General features: G+C 49.3%; 25 protein-coding genes. 11 read left to right on the forward strand and 14 right to left on the reverse strand.

What is annotated here, in order from left to right:
- Window positions 1-36: 36 nt before the first annotated feature.
- From D515_RS11180 to D515_RS11205, 6 genes are all read left to right on the forward strand, one after another.
- Window positions 37-351, forward strand: a complete 315-nt coding sequence (locus D515_RS11180; protein WP_039849953.1) for a PTS fructose-like transporter subunit IIB — start codon at window positions 37-39, stop codon at window positions 349-351.
- A 117-nt stretch (window positions 352-468) separates the two neighbouring features.
- Window positions 469-1296: a helix-turn-helix transcriptional regulator gene (locus tag D515_RS11185; RefSeq protein WP_002538514.1), complete on the forward strand. Its 828-nt coding sequence runs from the start codon at window positions 469-471 to the stop codon at window positions 1294-1296.
- 432 nt (window positions 1297-1728) lie between these two features.
- Window positions 1729-2031 (forward strand): DUF2004 domain-containing protein, encoded by a 303-nt coding sequence (locus D515_RS11190; protein ID WP_002538515.1) that lies wholly within the window; start codon window positions 1729-1731, stop codon window positions 2029-2031.
- A 141-nt stretch (window positions 2032-2172) separates the two neighbouring features.
- A complete protein-coding gene (locus D515_RS11195) occupies window positions 2173-2730 on the forward strand; it encodes a hypothetical protein (protein ID WP_039849954.1) in 558 nt (185 codons plus the stop codon).
- 102 nt (window positions 2731-2832) lie between these two features.
- Complete coding sequence (locus D515_RS11200; protein WP_083939882.1) at window positions 2833-3288, forward strand: DUF1993 family protein; 456 nt, start codon at window positions 2833-2835, stop codon at window positions 3286-3288.
- Window positions 3289-3423: 135 nt separating this feature from the next.
- Window positions 3424-3870: a hypothetical protein gene (locus tag D515_RS11205; protein ID WP_002538519.1), complete on the forward strand. Its 447-nt coding sequence runs from the start codon at window positions 3424-3426 to the stop codon at window positions 3868-3870.
- A gap of 379 nt (window positions 3871-4249) precedes the next feature.
- Here D515_RS11205 and D515_RS11210 read toward each other — a convergent pair whose 3' ends face one another.
- The 3 genes from D515_RS11210 to D515_RS11220 form a co-directional block, all read right to left on the reverse strand.
- Complete coding sequence (locus D515_RS11210; RefSeq protein WP_002538522.1) at window positions 4250-5212, reverse strand: alpha/beta fold hydrolase; 963 nt, start codon at window positions 5210-5212, stop codon at window positions 4250-4252.
- A 225-nt stretch (window positions 5213-5437) separates the two neighbouring features.
- Window positions 5438-7918 carry a phosphoenolpyruvate--protein phosphotransferase gene (gene ptsP, locus D515_RS11215; RefSeq protein WP_002538523.1) on the reverse strand — a complete coding sequence of 827 codons (2481 nt, stop codon included), beginning with the start codon at window positions 7916-7918 and terminating at the stop codon, window positions 5438-5440.
- Between the two features lie 5 nt (window positions 7919-7923).
- Entirely contained in the window at window positions 7924-8220 is a 297-nt protein-coding gene (locus D515_RS11220) for a PTS fructose transporter subunit IIB (protein ID WP_002538525.1), read from the reverse strand.
- A 365-nt stretch (window positions 8221-8585) separates the two neighbouring features.
- Here D515_RS11220 and D515_RS11225 point away from each other — a divergent pair, with 365 nt between their 5' ends.
- Window positions 8586-9248 (forward strand): peptidoglycan recognition protein family protein, encoded by a 663-nt coding sequence (locus tag D515_RS11225; protein ID WP_002538526.1) that lies wholly within the window; start codon window positions 8586-8588, stop codon window positions 9246-9248.
- 39 nt (window positions 9249-9287) lie between these two features.
- On the opposite strand, the gene D515_RS11230 is transcribed toward D515_RS11225, so the two are convergent.
- The 8 genes from D515_RS11230 to D515_RS11265 form a co-directional block, all read right to left on the reverse strand.
- Window positions 9288-9905 (reverse strand): CDP-alcohol phosphatidyltransferase family protein, encoded by a 618-nt coding sequence (locus D515_RS11230; RefSeq protein WP_002538527.1) that lies wholly within the window; start codon window positions 9903-9905, stop codon window positions 9288-9290.
- On the reverse strand, window positions 9898-10560 hold the full coding sequence (locus D515_RS11235) for an ATP-binding cassette domain-containing protein (RefSeq protein ID WP_002538529.1): 663 nt from the start codon (window positions 10558-10560) through the stop codon (window positions 9898-9900). Before D515_RS11235 ends, D515_RS11230 begins: the two co-directional genes overlap by 8 nt.
- Complete coding sequence (locus D515_RS11240; RefSeq protein WP_002538530.1) at window positions 10526-12229, reverse strand: ABC transporter permease; 1704 nt, start codon at window positions 12227-12229, stop codon at window positions 10526-10528. The genes D515_RS11235 and D515_RS11240 overlap by 35 nt, the downstream gene beginning before the upstream one ends.
- Before the next feature lie 5 nt (window positions 12230-12234).
- Window positions 12235-13383, reverse strand: a complete 1149-nt coding sequence (locus tag D515_RS11245) for an ABC transporter substrate-binding protein (RefSeq protein WP_002538532.1) — start codon at window positions 13381-13383, stop codon at window positions 12235-12237.
- Window positions 13384-13486: 103 nt separating this feature from the next.
- Window positions 13487-14164 carry a TVP38/TMEM64 family protein gene (locus D515_RS11250; RefSeq protein WP_002538533.1) on the reverse strand — a complete coding sequence of 226 codons (678 nt, stop codon included), beginning with the start codon at window positions 14162-14164 and terminating at the stop codon, window positions 13487-13489.
- Between the two features lie 206 nt (window positions 14165-14370).
- The gene (locus D515_RS11255) at window positions 14371-15141 is read right to left on the reverse strand and encodes a heterodisulfide reductase-related iron-sulfur binding cluster (RefSeq protein WP_002538535.1); all 771 of its coding nucleotides are present in this window, start codon (window positions 15139-15141) and stop codon (window positions 14371-14373) included.
- A complete protein-coding gene (locus tag D515_RS11260) occupies window positions 15138-16934 on the reverse strand; it encodes an FAD-dependent oxidoreductase (protein WP_002538537.1) in 1797 nt (598 codons plus the stop codon). The genes D515_RS11255 and D515_RS11260 overlap by 4 nt, the downstream gene beginning before the upstream one ends.
- An 84-nt stretch (window positions 16935-17018) precedes the next feature.
- A complete protein-coding gene (locus D515_RS11265; protein ID WP_002538538.1) occupies window positions 17019-18008 on the reverse strand; it encodes a sulfurtransferase in 990 nt (329 codons plus the stop codon).
- A gap of 374 nt (window positions 18009-18382) precedes the next feature.
- Between D515_RS11265 and D515_RS11270 the strand changes: the two genes are divergently transcribed.
- Together D515_RS11270 and D515_RS11275 are read left to right on the forward strand one after the other, a co-directional pair.
- A complete protein-coding gene (locus tag D515_RS11270; protein ID WP_051997503.1) occupies window positions 18383-20125 on the forward strand; it encodes a sensor histidine kinase in 1743 nt (580 codons plus the stop codon).
- Window positions 20126-20731 (forward strand): response regulator transcription factor, encoded by a 606-nt coding sequence (locus tag D515_RS11275; RefSeq protein ID WP_002538541.1) that lies wholly within the window; start codon window positions 20126-20128, stop codon window positions 20729-20731. It begins immediately after the preceding gene.
- Between the two features lie 93 nt (window positions 20732-20824).
- On the opposite strand, the gene nagE is transcribed toward D515_RS11275, so the two are convergent.
- Entirely contained in the window at window positions 20825-22282 is a 1458-nt protein-coding gene (nagE, locus tag D515_RS11280; RefSeq protein ID WP_039849957.1) for an N-acetylglucosamine-specific PTS transporter subunit IIBC, read from the reverse strand.
- A gap of 195 nt (window positions 22283-22477) precedes the next feature.
- Here nagE and D515_RS11285 point away from each other — a divergent pair, with 195 nt between their 5' ends.
- Both D515_RS11285 and D515_RS11290 read left to right on the forward strand, forming a co-directional pair.
- Window positions 22478-23368 carry a LysR substrate-binding domain-containing protein gene (locus D515_RS11285; RefSeq protein ID WP_002538545.1) on the forward strand — a complete coding sequence of 297 codons (891 nt, stop codon included), beginning with the start codon at window positions 22478-22480 and terminating at the stop codon, window positions 23366-23368.
- A gap of 122 nt (window positions 23369-23490) precedes the next feature.
- Complete coding sequence (locus D515_RS11290; RefSeq protein ID WP_002538547.1) at window positions 23491-24504, forward strand: alpha/beta hydrolase family protein; 1014 nt, start codon at window positions 23491-23493, stop codon at window positions 24502-24504.
- Between the two features lie 12 nt (window positions 24505-24516).
- On the opposite strand, the gene D515_RS11295 is transcribed toward D515_RS11290, so the two are convergent.
- Together D515_RS11295 and D515_RS11300 are read right to left on the reverse strand one after the other, a co-directional pair.
- Window positions 24517-25581: a helix-turn-helix domain-containing protein gene (locus tag D515_RS11295; RefSeq protein ID WP_002538549.1), complete on the reverse strand. Its 1065-nt coding sequence runs from the start codon at window positions 25579-25581 to the stop codon at window positions 24517-24519.
- 48 nt (window positions 25582-25629) lie between these two features.
- Entirely contained in the window at window positions 25630-26529 is a 900-nt protein-coding gene (locus D515_RS11300; protein ID WP_002538551.1) for a LysR family transcriptional regulator, read from the reverse strand.
- Window positions 26530-26718 lie beyond the last annotated feature (189 nt).

The following is a 26718-nucleotide window of genomic DNA, read 5'->3' on the forward strand; positions in this document are numbered from 1 at the left end:
CGAACAAAGCAATAAGAAATACATAGGTAAATGAATATGAAATTGATTGGTGTAACTTCTTGCCCTTCTGGCGTAGCACACACTTACATGGCAGCCGAAGCACTGGAAACAGCAGCAAAAGCAAAAGGCTGGGACGCGAAGATTGAAACCCAAGGCGCGATTGGTATCGAAAACGAACTGACCGCTGCTGAAATCGAAGCTGCTGATGTGGTGGTCCTGACAAAAGACATCGCTATCAAGAAAGAAGAGCGCTTCGCGGGTAAGAAAATTGTTCGAGTCACTGTAACTCAAGCGGCAAAACAAGCCCCTGAAATTATCGCCAAGCTGGAGAGCATGCTGGCGCAAGCGTAAGTAAAAACAAACCGCGGTAAGGTTCCCCTGCCGCGGTTTTCCCGTTCAGGCTCGTAAGGCAAATCCTTTTAAATCCCCTTTTCCACGCTTTACGCTTCGTTTTGGAAGGCTCCATTCATGCAACACAATATCGCCGCTTCCCTTAGCAACTTTCATGGCACACTTGCCAAGGTATGTTGCAGTGAAAACACCCCGCCAGAAGGCGCGTACCAGGTAAACTTCAATCGTCTGGAAGTGATTCTAGAAGGGAAATACGACCTGATCGTGGATTCAAGAAACGGCGAGAAGACGCTGGCATTGCAACAAGGAGAGATGGTCTACATCCCTTCCAATGCCTGGAGCAAACCCACTTGGGAAAACAGCTGCAAGATGATGTCGATTCTCTTCGGCAAGCATCAGGTTGGCTTTAGCTTCGTGCATTTTGATGAAAACGAAGGCTACGTCGATGTGCAAAAACACGCCATACCTCTCCCCACCTCGATGGCCGTCGAACATGTTCTGGATGCTCTCAACAGCATGACCGATGAAAGCCGTTCAGTCGTGATGGCAGACCACCTCACCAATGCGTTGTTGGTTTACTGCAATGAACTGCTGCAAGGCCCACAGCAAGAGAAAGTCAGCCGTGGCGAGAAGCTTTACCGAAGCATGTGTATTTACGTGCAGGAAAACTTCCACAAAGACATCACCCGCGTTTCCGTCGCCAGCCGTTTTGGTGTTTCCTCTGCGCATGTCTCCCGTTTGTTCAATCAGGAAGGCTCAGTGAAATACGCCGATTACGTCACCTACGTCCGGCTCGACCGCGCCAAATTTATGCTCAAGAAGTACAACTTTAAAGTGGACGAAATTGCCCACCGTTGCGGATTTAAAGACACCAATTACTTTTGCCGGGTGTTTAAGCAGAAAACGGGGAAAACGCCGAGTGAATATCGGTTGGGGGCCGTGTAGCGTTCCAGCAACACTTTTTAGAAAAAGCGAATACAACCACGAACCACGCCACTCTCGAAAGCCTCCTATAACATTTGAAGGCGTAGTAAGCTACTTTTGACCAATCCTAATCAGAGCTTTCGTTTTTAAAACGTCTTTGCCCAAATTGAGTTAGCGTTTCGACCATTTGAGTGCTCGAATCATCCCACAAAGCCTGAGTTTTTCTTATTCATTTCCGCTGTATAAAAACACAGAAATATGTATATAGTAAAAATATGAACGCTTTAATTACGGGACGCCAGATTTCTCATTTTTGGACCACAAGCCAATAAGTTAATCCACTGATTCTACTAAGCTATATGGTAAAGTGACTTAAGTGTACGCGGACTAATCGGGCATCTCGATTTTGTACTAAACGGGCTTTATGCCCGCTAATAAGTTGTTAGGTGAACCATGAAATACGAAACATTGGCATTACAAGCAATCAAGGACTCTTCTGGTACTGAAATAGGAGAAGAAGGTGTTGACTTATTTGTATCCCACCATTTGGAAGAGTTGCCGACAAGTTATTGGGTAGAGCTACTGGGAACAGAATCGCCATCGAGTGAGCAAGTCATTGGCCTACTTATACTTCGCAGTAAATGGGAAGATGAAGAAGTATATGACTTTACTCTCCCTGGAGAAGTTACAGATTATGTTGTCAGCGTAACATTCGATGAGGAAGGCAAAGTTGAGAGTATTGAGATGGAAAGCTAGTTGTTCACCTAACAAAGGCCATCAACGGGACGCTTTGTCACTGCGGAAGCTTCTCAAAGTGCTGTGAATACAAGAGATTAAAGCTGTTTGGTCGGTTTGGTAAGCGCCCGTTATTGCAACGTTATGTGCAAAGAGAGAATTATGTATAAATCCATTCCAAATAGAGAACTTCTGAACTCAGGGAAGTATTCAAATATGTTTCGGGAGGTTGGTGTTTCTGACTTTCATGAGGCCTGTGAATATGTATGGAAGCTTCCTTATGGGAGGACGAGTGATCGATCGAATTGGGATTTGGTACTTTCTGAAGGAAAAGGTGCTTGTAGTACCAAGCATGCACTGTTGAAGGCTTTGTCGAACGAGCTGGCTTTAGATATTGATCTTATTGTTGGCATTTATCTCATGCACGAGAATAATACTCCAGGTGTTGGGGATGTTCTAAGTGAATATGGATTAGCATACATACCTGAGGCACACTGCTATCTGCGGTTTAGTGGAAGTAGGATCGACTTGACTAGACATGGAGCTCAGGCTGAAGAGGAAATCGCTGAATTTCTGACTGAGAAAGTTATTGAACCTCAGGGAATAGGAGCTGAGAAGCAGGAATATCATAGAGAGTACGTGCGCAGAGAATTTGGTGAGGCTGAATTTGATAGGGTATGGAGCGCTCGCGAAGAGTGTATTTCGGCAATTAGCACATAACAATCAAAGGCAAAGCGACGCGTAAACGCGCGCTTGCTTTGGGCGTTAGGGCTCTAGGAGGTCAATATTAGAATTTCGACAAAGCAATTATTCCTTGGTTATTTGAAGCAACTGAGCGTTATCGTAGATAAAGTACAAAATGATGTATTCTCTGAATCCTTATCTGACGGCATGTTTTCTCTTGAGTTAAACGCACAAGTTGCAGCTAATTTTTTGTTGAGAGGTTATTGCCCATTGGTAGGTGCTGATTCAGCGTCGTATAAACTCGTTGGCTCGGGGAAAGATTCTGTCTCTAAGATGCTAGAAAAGGTTAGGACACATCTCGAGTCAATGCCTGATGTGGAGAATTTTGATGACAATAAATCAATTTCTGATTCCGCCGGTTTTTCAGAAGTGTCACTCCCTCAAAGCAGCTTCATCTTAGAATACATAATCCCCAACTATATGTTCCACGTCAGTATGGTGTATGCAATTGCTAGGAAAAATGGTGTTCCGCTCAGCAAAGGTGATTTTGATGGCTTGCATAGCTATCCAATGGGTTTTAGGTTCAAGCCCTAACAAACTGCTCAAGGCGGACTATCAACGCTCGGCAATTTGGGCTCTAGTTTGGTAAAGTGTTTACGGCGGCTAGTTTAAGTATCGTGTAATGCGTTGCTAGCCACTTAGCAGGGCGTTAGGCTTACAGGGGAAACTATGAAAATATTATATTCAGGTGGTCTTCAGGTTCGCTCTCATGATGCACAAGAACGCTTGCTAAATGTTAATACCTTTTTAGAAGGTGAATTTGCTCTCCACAACTTGTATCGAGAAGTTAAAGCAAGCGATTTTCCGATTGCTCAGGATTGCTTTGGCGATCAATTCCTTATTCGAGATAACTTGGTAGTTAAGTTGAATGCTGAAACTGGTGAGATTGATGAATTTGGTTGTACTTGGGAGCAGTTTTTGGCTTGGGTAGAAGAGGACCCAATTGAAAGATTGAATATTCCAAGCGATTTGGAGCTAAAGGTTGGTCAGCTGCTATTCGTTTATCCGCCTTTCTGTACTGTTGAAAGCAACAATGCATCAATAAAAGCAATTGATGGTATTGAGCTAATCAGCTTTCACGCAGATTTTGCAAGGCAGATAAATGGAGAACGTTAAGCCTAACAAATAAGAAGAAGTGTTGAGCAGCCGACCCTTAAAATCCATTCTTTGCCCGAACTCAACTTATCCGAAGTGAGCTGCTACGGGTACAACCCCTAACCCACAATTGTCCAAAATTCAGCTAGCCAATATCCTACACACCTGCGATCGGCTATAGCCGGTTGCCCATGCTGGCAATGCATACACCTTTTACCCAATCATGTGCTTGAACTGTAGAACTTTCCAACTTGGTATTTTGCTTTGGAGCTAAAGTTTGGCTGAGTGCTGCAGGCTATTAGGGCAAGACTGGTTAACATCAACCAGCCAAACTTCATGGTTTTCCTAATCAGAAAGATTGGCACTTATTCTGGCAGAACAACGGGCTAATTGAGGAAACTCAAGCAGAGATACCAATCTGTTTATGTTCATTAGCAACCCAACTCTCAATCATTGAGGCGAACATTTGCGGTTGATCTGCCCATGAAAAGTGACCTGCTTCGGGGAGAATATGTAGTTTACTATTCGGTAATGCTGCATGGATACGTTCTGCATTACTCACATCAAATAACACATCTAATTCCCCCCAAAATACTAATGTTGGGATCTGAATTTCACTTAGACGTGCCGCAATTGCTTCTGACTTTGCATAAAAATCTTTAAACCAATGTATGACTTCAGGCGCCCTACCCGCATAGGCTCTCTTATAATCGTCAATTTCAACGGCGCTGGCTTGATGCCGCACAGCACCAATCTTGGCAGAATACGCTATCAGTGGACCAGCACCTAGCAGTGCGCTAGTGGCTCGCATGAAACCAAACTCGGCCAGCATACCGCTCATAAAACCAAGCTCTACTGGGTTGGGGTTACCGATACTGTGGCCTATCACCATACTGGTTAATCTGTGTTCGTGGTCGAGCACATAACTAAGGGCAGAGGCCATTCCTACATCAGGAGCGACAAGGTGAATGTCGTTCAGTTCAAGAGCGTCAAAGATTGCAGCAAGGTGATTTCCTTGTGCGCTTGGCGTCATATCATGACGATCACCTTCAGAGCCACCAAAACCCGGTAAATCTATTGCGATTACTCTGAAATTGGCAGTGAGCGATTCCCAAGAACCGGCAAAATTGAGGATACTAGCCGGAAATGGGCTGAGCAGAACAACTGTTGGTGCATCAACGGGACCTGCTTCTGCCAAGCGAATTTTTCGCCCGGCGATAGTTCGTATTTCCAGCGGTATATTGACAACAGGGTTTTCAAACGATTGCGCTCTCTTTTGAGCGGCTTTCACTTTAGGCCATTCCGGAGAGACCAGCAGCAGTGAGGCAGCGTTGAGCTTATCAAACAGATTTAGTTTCTTCATTTCTCATCCTTGAGTAATTTGGTCTGCACCATGAGCCTTGAACGCAGTGTTAGGCACCCCTTCTTTATCTCAGTCTATTCATAAGACGCTAAAAGTTTACTTGCCGAAACTTCTGATTGTCACATTCTATCTCCTACACTACCCCACCCTATCAACACAAAAAAGCCGCTCGTAGGGAGCGGCGAATAGATACCCGTTTGATTGGGTGTTTGAGTTACATCGTTTTTATAATGCTAGCTCTGACGTCAGGAAGGCGATCATTTCGTCTTCCGTATTCATCGTTTTCAGGGTGTTTCTGAAATTCTCGTGGATCAGTTTGCGGGCAAGGCCGGAGAAGATGCGCATATGCTGGTCACCCTGATTTTTGTTCAGGGTCAGCATGATCACAAACTCTACTTCGCCGTCTTCTTCATCGCTCCAACGCACCGGTTTGTTCAGGCGGGCAATAGAAATCGACGAATGAACAATGTTGTCTGATTTGGTATGCGGAATCGCAAAGCCATTACCCAGACCGGTCGTGAAGACTTCTTCACGCGCCCAGATATCGGCTTCCAACTCTCCCACCAAATTGGTGCGGCCTTGAATACCAAGGTTGCCCACCAGCGTTTGAATGGCTTCTTCCTTAGAGTTGAAATCGCAATCCAACAGCACACATTCGGTGGCTAGCAGTGGCTTGTCTTCCTGAGAGCGGCTAAACGCTTCCAGCAAATGCTCCACTTCTTCGATAGTCGCGCAGTTGCAAGCCTGAATGAAAAGCTCACGGCAAAGCTGGGCATCCAGTTGGCTCAATTGCGCCTTGGTGGTCGCAATGCTTGGCGCTGCCATGCTGAGCTCGTCCAATCCAGCACCAACCAACAGTGCCAACACTTTCTTGTTAGCGCCTAATTCGCCACATAGGCCCACCCATTTGTTGTGCGCGTGTGCACCACTGACCACAGCTTCCAGCAGACGCAGGAACGACGGTGCCAAGCTATTATAGAGCTTCGCGACGTTGTCGTTGTCACGATCAACCGCGAGCAGGTATTGGGTCATGTCATTGGAACCAATGCTGAAGAAATCTACTTCCTTGCAGAACTGATCCATGATGAAGGCGACAGACGGAATTTCGACCATGATGCCAAGTTCGAACTCACCATACACCACACCGTCTTGTTCCATTTGCGCTTTAACAGCGTTGATCTGCACTTTCACCCAACGGATCTCTTCGATGCTTTGGATCATCGGGATCATCACCTTGGTTTGACCAAAAGGTGCGGCGCGCAAAATGGCGCGGATTTGGGTGTGGAACAGGCTGATAAATTGCGGATAGATACGCACGGCGCGATACCCAAGGAACGGGTTATGCTCATGTGGCAGGTTCAGGTATTCGATAGGCTTGTCGCCGCCGATGTCCATAGTGCGGATAATCACTGGCTTGCCTTCTGCCGCTTCCAGCACCGTTTTGTAAGCGTGGAATTGCTCATCTTCGTCTGGTGCCGTCGCGCGGTCCATAAACAGCATTTCAGTGCGGAACAAGCCGATACCCTCAGCGCCTTTGGCGAAAGCTGGCTCAGCTTCAACGGTACAAGCAATGTTCGCAGCGATTTCAATATCTTTGCCGTCACGGGTTTTACCGGAAAGATGGGTAAATGCACCCTCTTTCGCTGCCATTTGCCCGGCGAGCCAGATGGCGCGTTCAAAGTAGGTCGCTACATGCTCTGACGGTGCCAGCGCCACCACACCCAAGCTGCCATCCAGATAAATCAATTCACCTTCCTGAGCAGCACATTCCGCCACTGCCACACCGGAAACCGCGGGAATGTTAAATGCGCGGGCAAGAATAATAGTGTGAGAGGTAGAGCCTGCCTGCGTCAGGATTAAGCCTTTCAAGTGTTCACGATCCAGACCCAGGAACTGGCTTGGCGTTAGATCGTTTGCGATAACAATCGAAGGCTCAGTCAGCGCAAATTCCGTTGAGATATTCATCTCAGGGTGGGCAGCGATCAGCAGTTGAAGTGCGATGTCTTTGATATCCAAAACACGCTCTTTGAGGTAGTCAGAACTAGATTGCAACAGGCTTTCACAAATCACATCTACCGCAAGAATAATCGCCTTCGCCAGCGTTTCGCCTTGCTCAATAAATGTCATCACAGAATGGTTCAGCGCTTCGTCTTTCAGAATGCTCAGGTGCGCTTCGATAATCGCTTTTTCCTGACCAGATGCGCTTTCAGCCTGATCCAGAAGCTTCTCCGTCACCAAGGTTTTCGCGTGCTCAAACGTCATTGCTGATACCGCACTGTCGAACAGTGACAGTTCCACTTCGCTGTATCGAATCAGTTTGCCCTTGCCAATGCCTGCCGACAGACGTTTCGTATTCACCAGTGTCGGGTTATGACGCATCAGCGATTGTGGCAGCGTCACCTCGCCTTCATCCATCACCACCAATTCTTCATCGCAATGCGGGAATTCGTTGTGAAGGTATTTCGCCAGCACATCGAACGCGGCGTCTGCGTCTTCACCTTCAATCAGCATGGAACAAGGGTCATTGAGTAGCGTGTCAGTACCCACTAACGACAGAACGCTTTTCGCTGAACCTTCGTTATTGTTGCGCAGGTTTTTCAACGTAATGGTGCTTTTGAACTGGTTACACACTGCTTCAAGATGATTTGCAGGGCGGGCATGAATGCCGTTTGGCAGCTCACAGGTAAATGCGACTTCTTTTTTCATTTTGTTCACTTAAATTTTTTCAAAAGGGCAATAGGGTGATTGATGGCTTCCTGCACCGAGGTGATGGTCAGCGTCTTCCCGGCATAGCGGTCGCTTTCAGAAGGAGTAATTTCGGTAGCCAACAAGATGTGATCCGCGGAATCAAACTCGCGTTCGGAGATTTTGTTTTCGATGCCCATTGCGCCCTGAGTTTCGACTTTTATTTGAATATTCAGGGTGCGTGCCGCTTCAACCAGTCGGTCGGCAGCCATGTAGCAATGGGCGATACCTGTGTGGCAGGCAGTGATGGCAACAACTTTCATAGCATGGCTTTTTGTTTGATTCGGATGTGCTCATGCTATGCCTTTCACACCCGTTCAAACAGATGAAATAACTAACATTTACTGGACAAAAGTCGCATGCGAATCGATGTGTGAAATGCATCACCAAGCCGGAAAATCCGTTCGCTCCCCTGCCCTTTCTGGAAAAAAGCGACATTGATTCCGTTCTTCCGCACTCAGCGGCTTTTCCACTTCAGCATTAGCAATCGCTCATTAAGTCGCATCTGTGATATCCCTTCCATCGCTAATCGTTACGATACTTGGTGTATAGCGGCGTTACGACGGCCGCATCAGGAAGAAAATAATTCAACAAGGACGTGGCGATAATCAACGACATAGGTATCACCATGGACTTTTCCAAACCCAAGCGCCCTGTCGATAGGGTGTTTTTGCATTGCAGTGCCAGCGATTCAGAGGCACACGACAACATTGAAACCATGCGAAGATGGCATCTTGAAAGAGGATGGCGGGATGTGGGCTATCACTATTTCATCCGAAAGAGTGGCGAGTTGGAGGCTGGTCGCTCATTGGAAGAGGTACCTGCCGCACAACAAGGTCACAATACAGGTTCGATTGCGATTTGCCTGCATGGTTTGAAGCAGGAAAAATTCACCAAAGCCCAGTTCGAGCGGCTCATCGCACTTTGTCGGGAAATCGACAAAGCCTATGAAAACCAACTTACCTTCCACGGACACTGTGAGGTTTCAGCCAAAACCTGCCCGGCGTTTGACTATAAAACCGTGTTGGGATTAACCGAATCAGGAGACAGAAAAAACGCGCCAGCAAGTGAGCCGCAGCGGGTTGAGCAGCCCATTCTTGAACTCACCGCCAAAGGTGCCGCTGTTGCTCACCTTCAAGCGCTACTTAATGAAAAGCTGCAAATAGACCTCACCATCGACGGTCATTTTGGCCAACTCACCAAAGCGGCAGTGATTTCATTTCAGCGAAAGAAAGGACTGGTTGACGACGGCACGGTTGGCCGAAGAACGTGGGAGAAATTGGTGGCTTAAAATGAAATCGCCCAACATGTCGTTGGGCGACTTGCAAACTCAGCGAATTTGCTTGGCAAGTGTCTGGTAGCCGTTATAAATGCGCGAGCCTGTGGTAAACCAGCACATCGCGCCAAACACACAGGCAATCGTCACGAAATGTGCAGGGAACAAACACATCAGCATAAAACAAAGAATCGTCTCTGAACCTTCGGTCAATCCCGTCATGTAATACAGTGATTTGTTGCTGTAAACCGGGTCATCAATCCCCTGCTTGCTCGCCATGATCGCGAACGCCAGAAAGCTGCTTCCTGTGCCAATGAAGGAGAAAATCAGGAAAGCGCCCGCCACCGCATTCACTTCTGGGTTCGCCAGAATAAAACCAAATGGCACCAGCGAGTAGAACAGGAAATCGAGGCTAATATCCAAAAAGCCACCGGCGTCAGTAATGCCTTGAATCCGCGCCAACGCGCCGTCCAATCCATCCATCATTCGGTTGATCATGATGAAAATCAGCGCCAGTTCGTACTGCTGCATCGCCAGCGCTGGCAAAGCCAGAAATCCGATGCAAAAGCCTGCCAAAGTCACCTGATTGGCAGAAACGCCCATCTCATCGACCATCTCAGCAAACATCGCCAGCGGGCGCTTTACCACTTTAATGCAAAAACTATCAAGCATGCTGACGCTCCTGTTGTGTGGCGTGCCAAGGCCAGTTCAGAAGCTGACTGCCTTGAGGAATATCTTCGAGATCATGCGTCACCATCAACGCGGGAATATGGGCTTCTTTCAGCTGCTCAACCACCCAATCGCGGAACTGGCTGCGCAAGGTTTTATCCAGCTTGCTGAAGGGTTCATCCAGCAGCGCCACTTTGGGTTTTGCTAACAACATTCGGGTCAGGCTGACACGGGCCCGTTGCCCGCCGGAGATCTGGTCTGGAAACGAGTTCGCCAGCTGTGCCAGCGAGATATTTTTCAACGCCTGCATCGCACGTTCTTTGCGTTCCGCACCTTTAATGGTATCCGGCAAAGCAAACGCCAGATTTTCCCAAACAGACAGGTGCGGAAACAGTAAGTCATCCTGAAACAGAATGCCGACTTCGCGCTTGTGCGCCGCCATGCCATCAAGCTTGATGCCATTCAGTTTGATGCAGCCGGAATATTCGAATTCATCTGACAGGTGGCCTGCGACGGCATCCAACAAAGTGGATTTACCGCAACCACTTGGTCCCATCAGGCACAGCACATCGCCCTTTTCTACACACATGTTCAGCGATGAAAACAGCACCTCGCCAGAGGACTTACGAATGGCGAGGTTTTCGAGACATAAGCTCATTGTGAAACAACTCTTTGATTGGTTTGCGGCGAAGCGTTAGCTGCAAACGGCTTGTCAGGATCGCCAGCGAGAAGAACAGGAACGGCAGCAATGCCTGCCAAATAGCGTAAATCGCCGTAACACGACGATCGAAGCCGCTGGAAAGCGCCACCGCTTCCGTGGTCAATGTGGTAATGCGTCCTGCCCCCAGCACCAGTGTCGGCAGATATTGCGCCAGACTGACGCTGATACCAATTGCCCAAGCGAACAGAATCGCGGGCAACAGGATGGGCATTTTCACTTTAAGCCAGACGCGGAGTGGCGATTTACCCAGACTCAACGCCGCGCGGGTTAAACGCTCGTCGTAGCTGCGCCAAGGGCCGTCCAGCGAAAGATAAACATACGGGAAAGCAAAGAACAGATGCGCCCAGCAGACCCAGAAAAAGTGTGCGTCGCCATTCACGTAAAGTGTGGCAACCTGCATGCCAAACAGGATGGAAAGCTGCGGCACCAGCATTGGCACAGCAATGATGTAACCCGGCACCTGAATGCGGTGACGCAGGCGGTATTCGTGCGCCAGTAACGCCATCACCAAAGCCAACGTGGCGGAGATCAGCGCGATGACGATGCTCTGCTCAATCGAGCCAAGAATGGCATCCCACTCATATTCCCAGAAGCGCAGACTGTATCGGCTTGGTAATAAATCCGGGAAGCGCCAGCGCTGCGCTGCGCTCCAGATTAGCATCAGCGGGATCATCGAAATCGAGAGTGTCAGCATACCCGCAAACAGGGTTTTTCCCGGTAACGCGAAACCTGTACGCCCAGCATATTGCCATTGCTTGAAGCCTTGGGTGACCGCCCATTCAATCAGACGCGCAACACCAATAAGCACAAGGGAGATCGCCAGCAACACCACAGCGCCTGCCGACGCGCGCGGTAGCAGCGCTAAGTCAGGATCGTTAAACCATTGCCACACCAACACCGCAAAGGTTGGCGGGTTGGTTGGGCCAATGATCAATGCCACATCCACTACCGACAAGCCATAGGCCATGACCGCCAGCAATGGAAAACGCAGCTTGGACAGCCACTGCGGGAACACGCATTTCCACCAGGCTTCCGCACGCGAATACCCCAGTGAAGCGGCGACTTTTTCCACTCTGTTCACTTTCACCTGCTGGAGAATGGAAATACTCATCAGCAGCAGGAACGGCACCTCTTTCAATGCCAGCATCAGGATTAAACCCAGCGCGTGCGGGTCTTTGATCAGCAGCGCGAGATCAGACGCATTTGGATCAGCGCTAATGCCAACCACATCCAGCAAACGCATTCCCATCCCCGTTGGGGCAAACAGGAAGGCAAAGCCAATGGCAAAGGCCACATGCGGTACAGCCAGCAAAGGAGAAAGGGAGACCTCGACCTTACGCCAGAACCTAGTTCCCCAGGTTGCCTGCAGAATGGTAAATGTCAGCAAACACGCCAGATACGTGCTCGCTAATCCGGAATAGACCGTCATGCCAATCGAACGCCAAACGCCTTCCCAAGCGAACACTTTGGAAAATCCGTTCAGCGAGACGAGGTGCATGTCGAGCGGCGGAATGTAGCCCACTGAAGAGACAGCAACACCCGCCAACCCAAACAGGGTCGGCAGGACGCAGATAAGAAGAATGAACAGATAGCTCGCGCGTAACATCACACCTAACTTCCGTAGCGTTGTAGCCACTCTTTTTCGATGGCACTTTGCCAGCTTGGGTGGGTTTCAGGCACTGATTTGAACGGCTTGTGTTCTTTCGCCGATCCTGAAAGGAATTCGGTTTTCAGTACGGATGGATCACCCCAAATATCGATATTGCCTTTGCGTGATTGCGCTTCAGGACACATCAAAAAGTTAATGACCACTAACGCCCCAGCCTTTGCATTGGCGTTCCATGGCACCGCCAGATAATGAATGTTCGACAGCGCGCCGAAATCCATCGCGTAAGCTTTAGTGCTTTCCGCAAGGTTACCCGTGGCATGGGCAGCATAAACCGCGTTTGGGTTGAAAGTGATCGCCAGATCGATTTGACCATCATCCAGCAATTGCAGCGTTTCGGCTGTGCCTGCCGGGAATTGCTTGCCACCACGCCAAGCCACTTGATGGAACGCATCCAGATAGTCCCAAAGCGGTTTGGTAACAGCTGCATAATCTGTTTCAGACACGTTTTTCTGCAGACGTGGATCGTTCGATGTCAGTTCAATCAGCAAAGACTTCAAAAAACTGGTGCCGTGAAATTCCGGTGGTCGTGGGTATGTCAGTCGGTTTGGATTCGCCTGCGCATATTTCAGCATGTCCGCGTAAGAACGTGGCGGAGATGAAAGCTCTTCCTCGTCATAGATAAACACCAGTTGCCCCATGCCCCATGGCGCTTCCAGCCCTTCTGTTGGCTCGGAAAAATCCACGGTCACAGGCAGTGACTGATCCACGTACTGCCAGCTTGGTAATTCTTCGACAAATGGCCCAAACAGCAGTTGATTATCTTTGAGGGATTTGAAGTTTTCGCCGTTAATCCAGAGCATATCAACGCTGCCACCCTGCGCTTTGCCTGCAGCCTTTTCTGCAATCAGGCGCGTAGTGGATTCGGTAATGTCTGTCACTTTGACGTGATGAAGCGTGACATCGTAACGACGCTTAAGCTCTTTTTTTGCCCAACCCAGATAACGGTTTATTTCCTGATTACCGCCCCAGGCGTGGAAGTAAACGTGTTGTCCGGCAGCCTCGGCTTCAATCTGCTGCCAGTTTTCGGTGTCCGTCGCAGACACAGAGAAGGTGGTGACCGCTAAAGCAAGCGCGGTGAAAAGGTTTTTCATACTACTTCGTTTTTATAAATTTCTAGGGCGTTAAAAAGACGAAAATCGCCCCTTACGCGCGGCAAGGGACGATACAATATTCACTTTCGAATCCAGCGCAAGCTTATTTAGACAGTTCCGCCATATCGATGCCTTTTTTCTTCGCGATGTATTTCGGGATCAGAGACATGCCGAACAGCACCAGACCCGCAACCGCGAATTTCACCAGCAGCATTGCCGACACGCCGTTAGTCGCGATGTCACCCGCCATGTAAGCGAAGATGAAAGCGCCAGGTGCCATAGTGATCATTGAAACCAGCGCGAAAGTGCTCAGGCTCAGACCAGTCAGGCCGTATGCGTAGTTTTGCAGGCTGAATGGGAACACTGGAACCAAACGGGTCAGGATCAGGAAGCTGGTACCGTTTTGTGCAACACCGTCATCAATTTTCTTGAAGATTGGGTTGGTGCCAAACTTTTTCATGATGGTGCCACGCAGCAGGAAGCGAGCGACAACAAACGCTGCAGACGCACCCACAGTTGCAGCTACCAGTGCCAGAATACCGCCTTGAACCGGGCCAAAGACGATACCCGCAACGATGGTGAACGCACTGCCTGGCAGCATGAAGATACAGGCGAAAACGTAAGCAATCAGGAATACCACGTAACCCATTGCGCCGAAGCTTGCGATCCAAGCTTGCAGGCTTTGGATGTCAGTGATGATTTCCAGAATGCCGCTTTGTTTCGCTGCAAACAGAACAGCGGCGATAACCGCAACGATCAGACCTATTTTTAGAAATTTCATGAGTATTTACCCGAAAAATAAAGAATTCTGCTTTTTCCTGAAGAAGGCGTTCGGCCTTGAATGTGCGCTTTTTGTTTGCTTAGGGGCTCCCGTTAGGCCCAGACGCATCCTAAAAGCACACCGAACGACTTCTTAAGGCAAGAAACTCGCCGGGCGAAACTGCAGGAGACAACTGCGTATCGCTCAACACCCGGCGGCTTCTTAATTCACACTGACATGCACTTAATCAGGCCAGCTTTTGACTTGTAGCGGTTGAACCAAGCTTTTGCAGGGTTAGCCAGTACGTTCACTGGTGGCGCAGTATCTTGCATCACAACCGGACCGAACATTAGATCCAGAATGTGCCAAGATTTCGCGCCCACACCCATCATGGATGCACGACATGCTGCGCAGTAAACCACCACGTGGTCAGTTTCAAACTCATCAACACGACGCTGAACCACACGGGTTGCCACGTCAGGGTTAGCCGGTACAACCATGCCACCGAAGCCACAGCAGCGCGTATTTTCGCGGGTGTGTTCTGGCTCAGCGGTTTTGTAGCCCAGCTCGTTCAGGATCCAACGGATACCGTCTTGCAGTTCTTTCTCGTAGCGGGTTGAGCAAGAGTCGTGAATGGTGAATACCACGTCGCTGTCTTTTGCTTTGCCCACCAGCTCTTTTGGCAGACCGATTTTTGGCAGCAATTTCCACAGAGAAACGGGCTTTTGCGTACCACCCGATTTCTTGATCATGCCGTAGCAGCTTTGGCACGCCACGATCACTTCGTCTGCTTGTAGCTTGTCAAAGTCAGCTTGCAGCTGGCCGTAACGCTCTTTGAATTTGTCTGCCTGACCAATCGCTGCAGTTGGCTTACCACAACATTTCTGAACTGCACCCATTTCCGGGAACACGTTTTTCAGGTGTTGTGCAATCGCCGCGACACCTTCTGGCGAGTAGGATGGCAGGCTGCATCCTGGCATGAATACTTTATTGGTCATTTTGTGGTTACCGCGCGTTTAGCCATTGTGAAGAATTTCGAGAAGCCCAGCTTCTGGTGCATGTTGATTGCCTTGTGGCCTTTCATTGGCGATTCGCCATTGTTCGCATTAACGAAGTCAACACGGGCGCCAAGGAAGATATCCTTCATTGGGTAATCTTTAGGACAAACGATGGTGCACTGGTCACAGGCATTACAGGAGTAAGCCAGAAGTGGGTCCATCTCTTTGTTGTTCACGAAGTCGCTGAACAGGGTCTTCGGACAGTCGCCGAAGTCGTTCATCATGATGCACTCGCTCATACACAGCTTGCAGGTACACTGCAGGCAGCGGCTTGATTCCTGCTTGATTTGCTCTTGGGTGAAACCAAGGTCAACCTGTGCGAAATCGCGCTTGCGCACTTCGGCATCACGCAGTTCACCGTGTAGACGAGGAACATCGGTAGTGCCTTTAGGCAGTGGGATGTCCAGACGAGACTTGTAGCTGTACTCTTCCTGGAAATCGCGGCCTTCTTCCAAAGGACGACCCGCGAACTGACGCTCGATGCTCATGGCTGCTTTACGACCCAGTGCCATCGCTTCAATCACGATGTTACCGCCAGCCGCATCACCTGCGACGTAAACCCCCTCCAGCGAAGTTGCCAGCGTGTCTTTGTCGACCACGTAGCGACCGCCACGGGTGGTTTCCAGCGCGCCGTCAGTGATGTCTGCCACCAGCTGACCGGTTGCGAATACCACAGTATCGACTTCGATAGTGCGGGTTTCATCGCTGTAGCTTGGTGCGAAGTTGCCGTTTTCGTCGAAGATAGACAGCACGCGACGCAGAGTAATTGAGGTCACTTTACCGTCTTTCTCTTCGATAGAGATTGGACCCCAGCCAGCGTTGAAGACCACGCCTTCTTCCAGCGACTCTTCGATTTCAACATGGCTTGCTGGCAGTTTTTCCATCGCTTCCAGAGAGCACTGGTAAACTTCATCAGCACCGATACGCCATGATGAACGTGCACAGTCCATCGCCACGTCACCACCGCCGATCACCATTACTCGTTTGCCTGCGCGGGGGAATGCACGGGTTTCAGAGATTTCTTTCAGGTATTCAACCGCAGAGAATACGCCTTCAGACTGGTGACCAGGCAGCGGGATGATAGAACCCACGTGCGCACCGTGTGCCAGAACCACTGCATCGTGTGTATTGCGCAGTTCTTCAAATGTAATGTCTTTGCCGATTTCCACACCGAACTTGGTTTCGATGCCCAGCATATCCAGGTAGCTGTATTCGAAATCGATAACATGGCGTGGCAGACGGTACTCAGGAATACCTACACGCATCATGCCGCCGTACACGTCCATTTTTTCGAAGATAGTGACGTCGTGACCTTTGCGGCGAAGTTCAATTGCCGCCTGTGCACCCGCAGGGCCAGCACCGATGATCGCGATTTTCTTGCCAGTTGGATTCAGAACCGCCAGATCCCAGTTCTCTTTGTTATCCATTTTTTCTGCAACGAAGCGTTTGATGCCCGCCACGCTGATGCCCTGACCGTATTCAGTCTGGCGACGACATGCCTGCTCACACGGGTGCGCACAGATGCGACCCAGCGTTTGTGGCAGGAACAGTTTGCCGCGGATCACGTCCAGTGCTTCTTGATACTTGCCTTCGCCAGCCAGACGTACGTACTGCTTAACGTCAGTGTGCATTGGACATGCAGTTTGGCATGCTGGGTCTGCATCACCCATACAGCCGTCTACTACGCGTTGTGCCGCGTCGTAGAGCTTTTGACTAAAAATGACATTGTTCATTGTTGTTATGATTCCGGTATATGTAATTCTTTTGGCAGTACCTACTCAGACGCAGTGCTCAAGTGTGTCTGGGTAAGTCATTGATTAGCTTTTCTTCGCACCGCTTTGCACTGGAATATCCGCACGATTTTGTTCGTAGTGCGCGTAGCTGTACTCAATCCAAGAACCGTCGTAGTTGTAGACGTCTTGTGCACCCAGAACTTCTTCCAGAACCATCATGGTGTGTGCAGAACGAACGCCTGATTGACAGTAGGCAATCACTTTCTTGCCTTTAATCACGTCGCCGTACAGGGCTTGCAGTTCTTCTGCAGACTTCAGTGTGGTGTCGTCGTTCAGCGCTTTGGTCCAGTTGATGTGAACACTGCCAGGGATAGTGCCCGGGCCAAATGCGCCAGATACTGTGGTGCTGCCATCAAATTCCGCGGTGCCACGGGTATCCAGAATCACCCAGTCAGCGGTGTTTTGCGCTGCCAGAACCATATCCAGTGTTGCCAGTGCTGATTCTTCGCTTTGTGGCGCAGGGGCTTTGTACTGAGATGCTGTCACCGTTGGGTTTGCATTGCCTGTTGGGAGGCCTTCACCAATCCACGCATTCAGGCCGCCATCCAGGTAGCGCACATCTTCATGGCCCAGGTTTTTGATTTGCCAGAACAGGCGGGCTGCATCGTGGTGAGAGTTTGCAGCGTAAACCACAATGGTGGTTTCCGGTGTTGCACCGTAGCTGCTCAGCAGGGATTCCATTTCTTCGACTGAGTTGCGCATGCCGTCAAACTCATACGCGTCTTTCGCTGCAGAGTAATCAGGACGCCACATTGAGAATGAACCTTCGATAGGTGCATCTGGCTTCATTGGGTTCAGCGCGCCGATCACAACCACATCCAGATCGCGATCCATCATCTGCTTCACTTCCTGTGCAGAAACGAACGCTTCTGGGTTCGCGTACTCAGCAAACTTCTGATCTAACACTTCAGCACTTACCTGAACCGCCTCTGCACCGAACATGCTGGTGTAGCCGACATAACCTGCTGCCAGAACAGCAGCGACAACGCCGATTGCAACTGTCGATTTTTTCATCGTGAAATTCCCAAGATTATTAAAAATTTTTCTGCCTTATCAAGGGCAAAAGGAAATCAATAACGGGATGCTGAATACTCGGCTTTATGATTCGTTTTAAGTGCCAATCTTACTGCCAGCATCGCGCTCAAAATGCGTTGGGTTGACCGCTCCGGGTCAGTAGCACGGATTGTGTGTGAAGGAAGGTTTGCGGGATATTGTGGTTTACCACAATAGTGCGAAATATTTGATCTAAAGCAACATAAAACATAGGGTTTTCTAGGGTAGAATGCGTGCCACTCGCCTCCTTGTTGTGTCGTTTTCATTTGAACGAATATCTCCAACGATTTACCCCGCTACTCGGCATAAAAGCTGTCTTTCTCTATACCGTCAGCATGTGCTGCTTTTGCGTATGTCCCGCACAAGCTGAAGTGCTCCAGCATTATGATGTCGGTGTGTTAGCGCTTCGTGGCGATCAGCATGCTGAGCAATCCTGGCGGCCAACACTGGATTGGCTGGAAGACACCATTCCGAATACCGAGTTCACCCTTCATACCTACGACTTTGAAGAGTTGGATGAAGCCTTCGAGCACAACCAGTTGGATTTCCTACTGACCAGTCCGGGACAGGCCACGCGCATTGCACGGCAATATCCTCTGAACTGGCTCGCCACCCAAAAAACCCCATACAGCAGCAACCTCACCCACTCCATTGCTTCTGTTGCTGTGGTGCGCAGTGACTCGCCGTATCTTGCCCTTCGCGATATTGAATATGCCCGCGTCGGTGCCGTTTCCGAAAAAGCGTTTGGTGGCTTTCTGGCGCTCCGCTATGAAATTGAAAGACGTAATGTGTTTGGCAGTAGCTTCTTTAAGCGGGTGAAATTCTATGGCCCACCAACAGATAACATTCTGCTAAGTGTGATTGACAACGATTTAGATGTCGCGGTGCTGCCTGCCTGTACGCTGGAAAGCATGATTAGAGAAGGCCGCATCGAGCGGCATAAAGTACGAGTACTTGAAGGCAAGCGTCCGAATGACTCGATCTGTACGGTGACTACCCCGCTCTATCCAAACTGGACGTTTGCCAAAACGGAGCGCGCTTCTGACAGCATTGGCAAGTTGGTCACCCAGTCACTGCTCTCGATGCATGAAAGTGCTTACGCCGCAGAGGCTGCGGGTAATGTAGGGTGGACGCTGCCAGCAAGCCCAGTCAAAGTCGACCATGTGCTGCACCAACTCGACATGCACCCCTTACAGCGTACCTGGCAGGAAGGATTCATGAAATGGCTGGATCGTAATCAGGTACTCGCCTTCGCCACCTTCATCGTTTTCTTGCTAATGAACATCTATCACTTCTGGCTGGAATACCGATTCAAGCGCAGTAAAAATGACCTCAAGAAAACACTCTATGAACTCAAAGAGAGAAATGAACAACTGGAGCATGCCCAGCGCACCATGATTGTCAGCGAGCTTGGCAGCAGCATTGCCCATGAGATCAACCAGCCGCTTTCTACCATTAAAAACTACTCCGAAGGTTTGCAGCGCCGTATTGCCCAAGGCATGACACCGGATGAAATGTCACCTTTTCTTGGGAAAATAGAACAACAGGTGACGGTCGCCAGTGGCATTATCCAGCGCTTGCGTGGCTTGATAAAGCAGACACCGACAGACTATGTCACCTGCGATCCGATCTTCTTTGTCAAAGAGTCGATTTCACTGATTGAATACGACTTTCAGGCGCAAAAAATCGCGCTCAATCTGATTGTTGAAGGCAAACCAATCCATGGCGAATTTGATGTCATTGGCATGCAGCAGGTGATGATCAATCTGCTGAAAAACGCCAAAGATGCCTGCGTGGCAAGTCTGGATTACCAAGTCTCGCCGACCGTCACTATTGAGCTTTTGTATGGCACCCATGAAGTGGTTATCCGGGTTCAGGACAACGGCATCGGCCTTGCGGCAAGCGAGACCGAAGTGAAGAAGCCTTTCTATACCACCAAAGAAGATGGCCTGGGCCTTGGTTTACCTATCTGCCGTGAAGTCGTCGAAGCCCACCGCGGACATTTTATTATTCAAGCTGCACGCCCGGTTGGCTGTGAAGTTACTGTGGTGCTGCCAATCAAACGAGAACAAGAATAAATGAACAAAGGCCCGGTATTTATTGTTGATGATGAAGATGCAGTCCGCGAGTCACTGGTCTTTATGTTGGAAAGCTATGGCTTGGTGCTAAAAGATTTCGCCTCTGGCCCTGCGTTTCTGGAAAGCGTCGATATTTCAGCGCCCGGTTGTATTGTGCTCGATAGCCGGATGCCAGAAATGCGCGGTCAGGAGCTACAACAGATCCTCAACGACGCACAAAGTCCACTCTCTATCATCTTCCTGACAGGTCATGGCGATGTGCCCATGGCAGTGGATGCACTCAAAGACGGTGCGGTCGATTTCTTCCAAAAACCGGTCGACGGTGATCGCTTGGTAGCAGCGATTGAAAAAGCCCTCGCCTACTCTTTCCAGCGTGTTGGTCATGTCTGTGTCGAAAAGAAATACAACAGCCTGACTGAACGTGAAAAAGAAGTACTGAGAGAAGTGCTGAAAGGCCAGACCAACCAGCAGATGTCGAAGACTTTGTGTGTCTCTCTGCGCACCATTGAAGTTCACCGCGCGAACATGATGAAGAAGTTCGAGGCAAGCAATGTGGCAGATTTGGTGCTGCGGTTAAGTACGCTGATTCAGCAAGGGAAAATCTAGTCCACCACAAAAGGCGAAGTGCAGAATCGCGGGGGAATGCGAAACTGCACTTCAGGGGGAACCTATTGGCATTTAAATGCCGTTTGATTCGTTTTAATTAGCGAGCGCGACTTTCATCTGCTCGGCGACTTTGTCGACCTTGCCCAATCCGACGACCACTTGCAGGCCACCTTTACCGATTGGAATCACACCTGCCGCGCCAAGTTGTTTCAGTTTCTCACTGTCAGCCAGTCCAGAGTCTTTCACTGTCAGGCGAAGACGGGTGACACAGTTGTCGACTTCCAGAATATTCTCTGCACCGCCAATGGCTGCAATGTAGTCATTCGTCAGTTGGCCAATTTCTTCTTTCGTTTCTTCTTTCGAAGCACCTTCTCCACGACCCGGCGTTTTCAGGTTGAACTTCAGAATCGCAAAGCGGAAGGTGAAGTAGTACACCGCGAAGAACACCAGACCTTGAGCAATCAACATGTACCACTGGGTTGCAAGTGGGTTCTGGCTAGAGAGCACGAAGTCTACGAAACCTGCTGAGAAACCAAACCCTGCCATCCATTCCATGCTTGCCGCGATGTAGAGCGAGATACCCGTCAGTACAGCGTGAATGAAGTACAGTGCCGGTGCCAGGAACATGAAGCTGAACTCAAGCGGCTCTGTGATGCCCGTGAAGAATGACGCCATGGCAGCTGCAATCATGATAGAGAATGTCGCGCCTTTGTTTTCCGCATCTGCACAGTGGTACATCGCCAGTGCTGCTGCCGGTAGACCAAACATCATGATGGGGAAGAAGCCCGCTTGATACATGCCGGTTTTACCAGGGATAGCCGTGCCGTCAGCAATAGATTGCGCGCCACCCAGGAAGTTAGGGATATCGTTAATGCCGACTACATCAAACCAGAAAACTGGGTATAGCGCGTGGTGCATGCCGATGGTCAGTGTCAGGCGGTTAAAGAAGCCGAATAAGCCCGCACCCAGTGCATCCAGCGCGACAAGATGGTTACCGAAAACAACCAGTGCGTTGTAAACCATAGGCCAGACATAGAGCAGTACAAACGCAATCGCCATACCTGCAATCGAGGTCAGGATAGGCACCAGACGTTTACCGCTGAAAAACGCGAGTGCTTTTGGCAGTTCAACCGTGTGGTAGCGGTTATAGATCTCCGCCGAGATAATGCCGACCAAAATACCAATGAACTGGTTATTGATCTTACCGAAGGCATCCGGCACTTCACTGGCTGTTATGCCCATAAATTGGCTTACAGCGCCAGGAGAAAGGAGCGTCGTAACGACCATAAAGCAGATAAAACCCGCCATGGCTGCAGCGCCGTTTTTATCTTTACTCAAACCGAATGCGACACCGATGGCGAACAGCACAGCCATGTTGTCGATGATGGCGCCGCCGGATTTGATTAATAGCGCCGCCATGACACTTTCTGAACCCCAACCCACCGGATCAATCCAGTACCCGACGCCCATTAAAATTGCTGCGGCAGGAAGAGTGGCAACGGGTACCATCAATGCCTTACCGACTTTCTGCATATATCCCAAGATATTCATCTAAGCCCCCAAGCTTTATTCAATAAAATTCTTAATCCCCCGCATGATTGTGATGCTGTCGTTATTGGCTTGTTTTCGCTGCTTCACAATCAGTGCTTTAGGCCTATTTGACGATTAAACCCGCTTGCAAACAAACCAATCCGACGCCATCATGAATTAATATTTTTAATGCATAAGAGCGTTAACAGAAAAACGATGGCGAACCTTCAATCCCTGCTTGGCAATCTCCATACCTTCAATGTGGCTGCAAGAACATTGAGCTTTACCGAAGCGGCAAAACTTCTGCACTTAACGCAAGGCGCTGTCAGCCATCGCATCAAGGTGTTGGAGCAGGAACTGGGGTTCAATTTGTTTGTTCGCGGCACGCGAAAGCTGACGCTGACAGAGGAAGGGAGACGGTTTCAGGGCACACTGGCGAGCTCACTGAACAACATTTTCAGTGAAATTGATGATATTCGGCATACGGAACTGAGCGGTGACCTGACCATTGCAACCTCACCTGGTATTGCCTACGAATGGCTTATTCCAATGCTGGCAGATTTCAAAGCCAAGTACCCTAAATTCAATTTGAAGGTGATGACGCAAGAGCTCGAACTGGACTTCGAGACCAACAATATTGACGTCGCGCTTTACTACGGGGCATCAGAAAGACCCGATGTCTACCGCATTAAAATGTTTGATGAGCGTTATGTGCCTGTCTGCACACCGACATACGCTAAAGAGAACCATCTCTTTGAGGATGGAATGAATTCTCTTTCCCGAGTGAATTTCCTCTACGCTTCCACATCGACAGTCTGGTCACGATGGGCAAAGCACCACAAAGTGGATATCGACATCGCCAAACAATGTTGCGTTTTCACACACCAAGACATGGCTGTGTTCAGCGCAAGAAAAGGATTGGGGGTCGCAATGGGTAGATACCGATTCGTCAAAGACGCACTGGAAAGTGGCGAACTGGTTTCTCCTTATCCCGGAATGGAGACCCACAAAACCCATGATCTGCTCTGCCCGCTTGGCTCAGAGAAAAGACCCAAAGTACGGACGTTTATCAATTGGGTGACTGGTCAAATTAATCAAACGAACTAACAAGGAGCTCATATATTAGGAATAAAATCACGTTCGAGGACGTCCTCGATCGTGTTCTAGGACGCACCAACACTGGTCTCAGCACATACTGGCTCCAATTTCATGGTTTAAGGAGCCACAAGGTGAAACCCATTTATTTACTCGTTATCCTATTAACGTTCGTCCTAAATTCTGCCTTTGCAGCGAATATTGGGTTTGAGCAATTCTCGCTTGATGATGACGCATCAAGACCACTGAATGTTTCCATCTGGTACCCAACATTTCAAACGTCACCAAAAACCGTGATTGCCGAAAATCCCGCTTTTGTTGGTACTGAAGTGATCAAAGCAGCAACGCTAGATGCGAGAAAAGCGCCTGTTGTTTTGCTCTCTCATGGCTATCGTGGAAGCTGGCGAAATCTCAATTGGCTGGCGACTAAGCTTGCTAAACGTGGTTACGTGGTGGCCGCCACTGATCACCCCGGTACAACAACTTTTGACCAAGCTCCATCTCAAGCCGCGCAATGGTGGCAAAGACCAAGAGATGTTTCCCGCTTGCTGAGTTTTCTACTGGCTGACTCAAAGTGGAGTAACGCTTTGGACGCGAACAACATTTCCGCTATCGGCCACTCTTTGGGGGGATGGACGGTGATGCAGTTGGCTGGCGTTGAAATTGATAGAAACGAATTGAAAAAACAATGCCAGCTCATTTTTAATCCAAGAACGTGCGGACTGGCAAAAGAACTGGGGCTTGATAAGACTCAGCCAAAGGAGCCGGAAACCAACTCGCTTAAAGATACACGTATCAAACGTGTCGTCAGTTTGGACTTGGGTTTAGCGCGCGGATTTTCTGTTCAGAGTATGACTGAAACGCTAACACCGACGCTCATTCTCGCTGCAGGAATCGACATAGGCGATTTGCCACAAGCTATGGAGTCAGGCTATTTGGCTGAACATTTACCTTTGTCGACGAGACACTACAAGGTGTATGAGGAAGCCACCCATTTCAGTTTCATGCAGCGATGTAAGACAGGTGCTATCGACCTGCTGGAACAGGAACACAAAGGCGATGGCATTATCTGTAAGGATGGATTCGGCACCCGGCGCGAAGCACTGCATGCCGACATGTTGGAGGATATCCTTTGGTTTCTTGAGTAACTCATACAGGAATCAAAGGGTGCCGCTTCGAAATTCGCTGGGCGTTTTTTCGGTAATTCGCAAAAACTCTCGGTTGAAATTAGATTTAGTCTGAAAGCCCGCAGCAAGATAGATCTCAGTGATCGCCAAGTCGCTGTTTTTCAGCAGAGACTTGGCGTGCTCAATCCGATAGCGGTTGATTGCGCGGGAGATATTCTCCCCACAAACCTGATTCACCGATGAAGAGATTTTTCTCCCCGGAATACCCAGTTTCCTTGCCAGCTTATTTAACGTCAGATCAGGGTCTTTAAACAGCTCCCTTTGCTCCATCATCTCATCCAATTTCGCGACAACCGATTGCGCCTCATCATTCTCGTCAGTGATGGGTCCAGGTTCGTGATCCACTTCAGAATTTAAGTCATTGAGAGCCAACTCAGCGTCATTCGCCTCAAACACTTCCCCTTCGGGAACTTGCTCTTGGGAGGGCACACTTCCGTCAACAATCACCACCAGCATACCCATGACAGGTATCAGTATTAGATAGCTAAACGTCAGAATGAAGCCCGTGTGCTCAGCACCAAACGCGACAAAGTCATAGGAGATTGCCCCATCAATGAATGCAGAAAACAGTAACAGTGCACCCGCAACTCTTTCGGAGTAACTTGTCTGATTTGTGTCGCTGAGCCTTACCTTGTCTGCGGTGCTGAAAGAAAGAGACAGTAACCACACACCATAGACTAGGTACAAAATCACCAGCAATACATCTGTCAGCCCCAACCATAGATATGGATAACTGGCAGAGGACAATGCCACCAACCCAGGACCAATCCAGTGAACGTTACTGAGAGGCTTGTTCGAGTGTGCATGAGAGAAACACCGCCATGCCACGACAGGAAGGCACGCTCCTAACATGGGTTGGATCGTGCGGAAGAAACTAATATCCGTCGTCCACCTCAAACCCACGACCGCGGTCGCAGCAGCACACAGAACCAAAAACCAGAAAGCACGGTTTGACTGGTGGTGTGAACGATTGAAAATTATCGCCGCACCGAAGAGCAACATCAACGACGCCACAAATGGCAAAGGAATAGAGAGCATTTTTGTCCTTTAAATTCAGCTCGCACAATGAGAGGGATTCGTTCGTACTTAGAAATAATGCGCGATGTCCAGATACCGACTGCGGATATGTTCGATCAACGCCTTCACCTTGGTCGGAGGCTGTCGGGTAAACGGATACACGGCATAGATGCCGAGCTTCTTACCCACTTGCTCAGGAAGAATATCAATCAGCGTCCCTTCCAACAGGTCGTGGTAAACCAAACAGCGCGGCACATAAGCTATGCCATAGCCGCCCAGTGCAGCTTTGCGAAGTGCAGTAGCATTGTCAGTGGAGAAACTGCCGGACACTTTGACGATGTAGTTACCTTTACTCGCCTTGAATTCCCAGTCCGACGCCCCCGTGGTTTGATACGCGTATTGAAGACAATTGTGGTCCACCAATGCTTCAGGTGTGACGGGTTTTCCGTGCTGGGCAATGTATTGCGGCGAAGCACAAACTATCCATTGGGAATCAAGAAAATGGCGGGCAATCAGGCTGGAATCTTCGAGATATCCCGTGCGGATAACCAAGTCATAACCACCTTCAATCAGGTCGACGAATTTGTTGTCGAGCGACATATCAACCGTCAGGCCAGGGTTTTGGTGACAGAACTCTGCTACTGCATCTGCCAGTAGCAAATCACCAGAAATGGTTGGCACCGACATCTTGATATGCCCTGTGATGTTTTCGCCAAACCCCACGACAGAATCGACCGCTTCTTGGGTAGCCTGTTTGACGTTTTTAGCCCCCTGCAAGAGGGCTTTTCCCGCTTCTGTCAGTGTGAGCTTGCGAGTAGTACGGTAGAGAAGCTGAACGCCTAATTCTTCTTCTAAACGCGCAACACGTTTACTGACAACGGAGTTTGTCAGGCTGTTTTGTTCGGCAGCTTTACTAAAGCTGCCCAGCTCAACCACTTGGGAAAAGAGAATCAGATCATCCGCGCGCACAGCATTCACTCACTCTGAGAAACAATTAAGACCATTATTTCTTTTTCTTAGAGAAAGTAAACGACCACGTTCTAGGGGCTGTTGACCTTTGGTGGTTAAATTTTGTTCTAGCCATAAGCGTTTTAGGCGCGGCGAGGTGTGTGCCGCCTAGTCATTCTAAGCAAATACACCTCAACAAAGCATAAAACG

The sequence above is a fragment of the Grimontia indica genome (assembly GCF_000333895.2).
GTDB lineage: Bacteria > Pseudomonadota > Gammaproteobacteria > Enterobacterales > Vibrionaceae > Enterovibrio > Enterovibrio indicus.

Coding starts and splice junctions, on each gene's coding strand:
- D515_RS11205 (WP_002538519.1), top strand. CDS start 3,424: ATGAAAATATTATATTCAGGTGGTCTTCAGGTTCGCTCTCATGATGCA.
- D515_RS11250 (WP_002538533.1), bottom strand. CDS start 14,164: ATGAAATTTCTAAAAATAGGTCTGATCGTTGCGGTTATCGCCGCTGTT.
- D515_RS11260 (WP_002538537.1), bottom strand. CDS start 16,934: ATGAACAATGTCATTTTTAGTCAAAAGCTCTACGACGCGGCACAACGC.
- ptsP (WP_002538523.1), bottom strand. CDS start 7,918: ATGAAAAAAGAAGTCGCATTTACCTGTGAGCTGCCAAACGGCATTCAT.
- D515_RS11265 (WP_002538538.1), bottom strand. CDS start 18,008: ATGAAAAAATCGACAGTTGCAATCGGCGTTGTCGCTGCTGTTCTGGCA.
- D515_RS11210 (WP_002538522.1), bottom strand. CDS start 5,212: ATGAAGAAACTAAATCTGTTTGATAAGCTCAACGCTGCCTCACTGCTG.
- D515_RS11240 (WP_002538530.1), bottom strand. CDS start 12,229: ATGTTACGCGCGAGCTATCTGTTCATTCTTCTTATCTGCGTCCTGCCG.
- D515_RS11185 (WP_002538514.1), top strand. CDS start 469: ATGCAACACAATATCGCCGCTTCCCTTAGCAACTTTCATGGCACACTT.
- D515_RS11180 (WP_039849953.1), top strand. CDS start 37: ATGAAATTGATTGGTGTAACTTCTTGCCCTTCTGGCGTAGCACACACT.
- nagE (WP_039849957.1), bottom strand. CDS start 22,282: ATGAATATCTTGGGATATATGCAGAAAGTCGGTAAGGCATTGATGGTA.
- D515_RS11245 (WP_002538532.1), bottom strand. CDS start 13,383: ATGAAAAACCTTTTCACCGCGCTTGCTTTAGCGGTCACCACCTTCTCT.
- D515_RS11285 (WP_002538545.1), top strand. CDS start 22,478: ATGGCGAACCTTCAATCCCTGCTTGGCAATCTCCATACCTTCAATGTG.
- D515_RS11235 (WP_002538529.1), bottom strand. CDS start 10,560: ATGAGCTTATGTCTCGAAAACCTCGCCATTCGTAAGTCCTCTGGCGAG.
- D515_RS11230 (WP_002538527.1), bottom strand. CDS start 9,905: ATGCTTGATAGTTTTTGCATTAAAGTGGTAAAGCGCCCGCTGGCGATG.
- D515_RS11270 (WP_051997503.1), top strand. CDS start 18,383: ATGTGCTGCTTTTGCGTATGTCCCGCACAAGCTGAAGTGCTCCAGCAT.
- D515_RS11220 (WP_002538525.1), bottom strand. CDS start 8,220: ATGAAAGTTGTTGCCATCACTGCCTGCCACACAGGTATCGCCCATTGC.
- D515_RS11275 (WP_002538541.1), top strand. CDS start 20,126: ATGAACAAAGGCCCGGTATTTATTGTTGATGATGAAGATGCAGTCCGC.
- D515_RS11295 (WP_002538549.1), bottom strand. CDS start 25,581: ATGCTCTCTATTCCTTTGCCATTTGTGGCGTCGTTGATGTTGCTCTTC.
- D515_RS11255 (WP_002538535.1), bottom strand. CDS start 15,141: ATGACCAATAAAGTATTCATGCCAGGATGCAGCCTGCCATCCTACTCG.
- D515_RS11195 (WP_039849954.1), top strand. CDS start 2,173: ATGTATAAATCCATTCCAAATAGAGAACTTCTGAACTCAGGGAAGTAT.
- D515_RS11190 (WP_002538515.1), top strand. CDS start 1,729: ATGAAATACGAAACATTGGCATTACAAGCAATCAAGGACTCTTCTGGT.
- D515_RS11225 (WP_002538526.1), top strand. CDS start 8,586: ATGGACTTTTCCAAACCCAAGCGCCCTGTCGATAGGGTGTTTTTGCAT.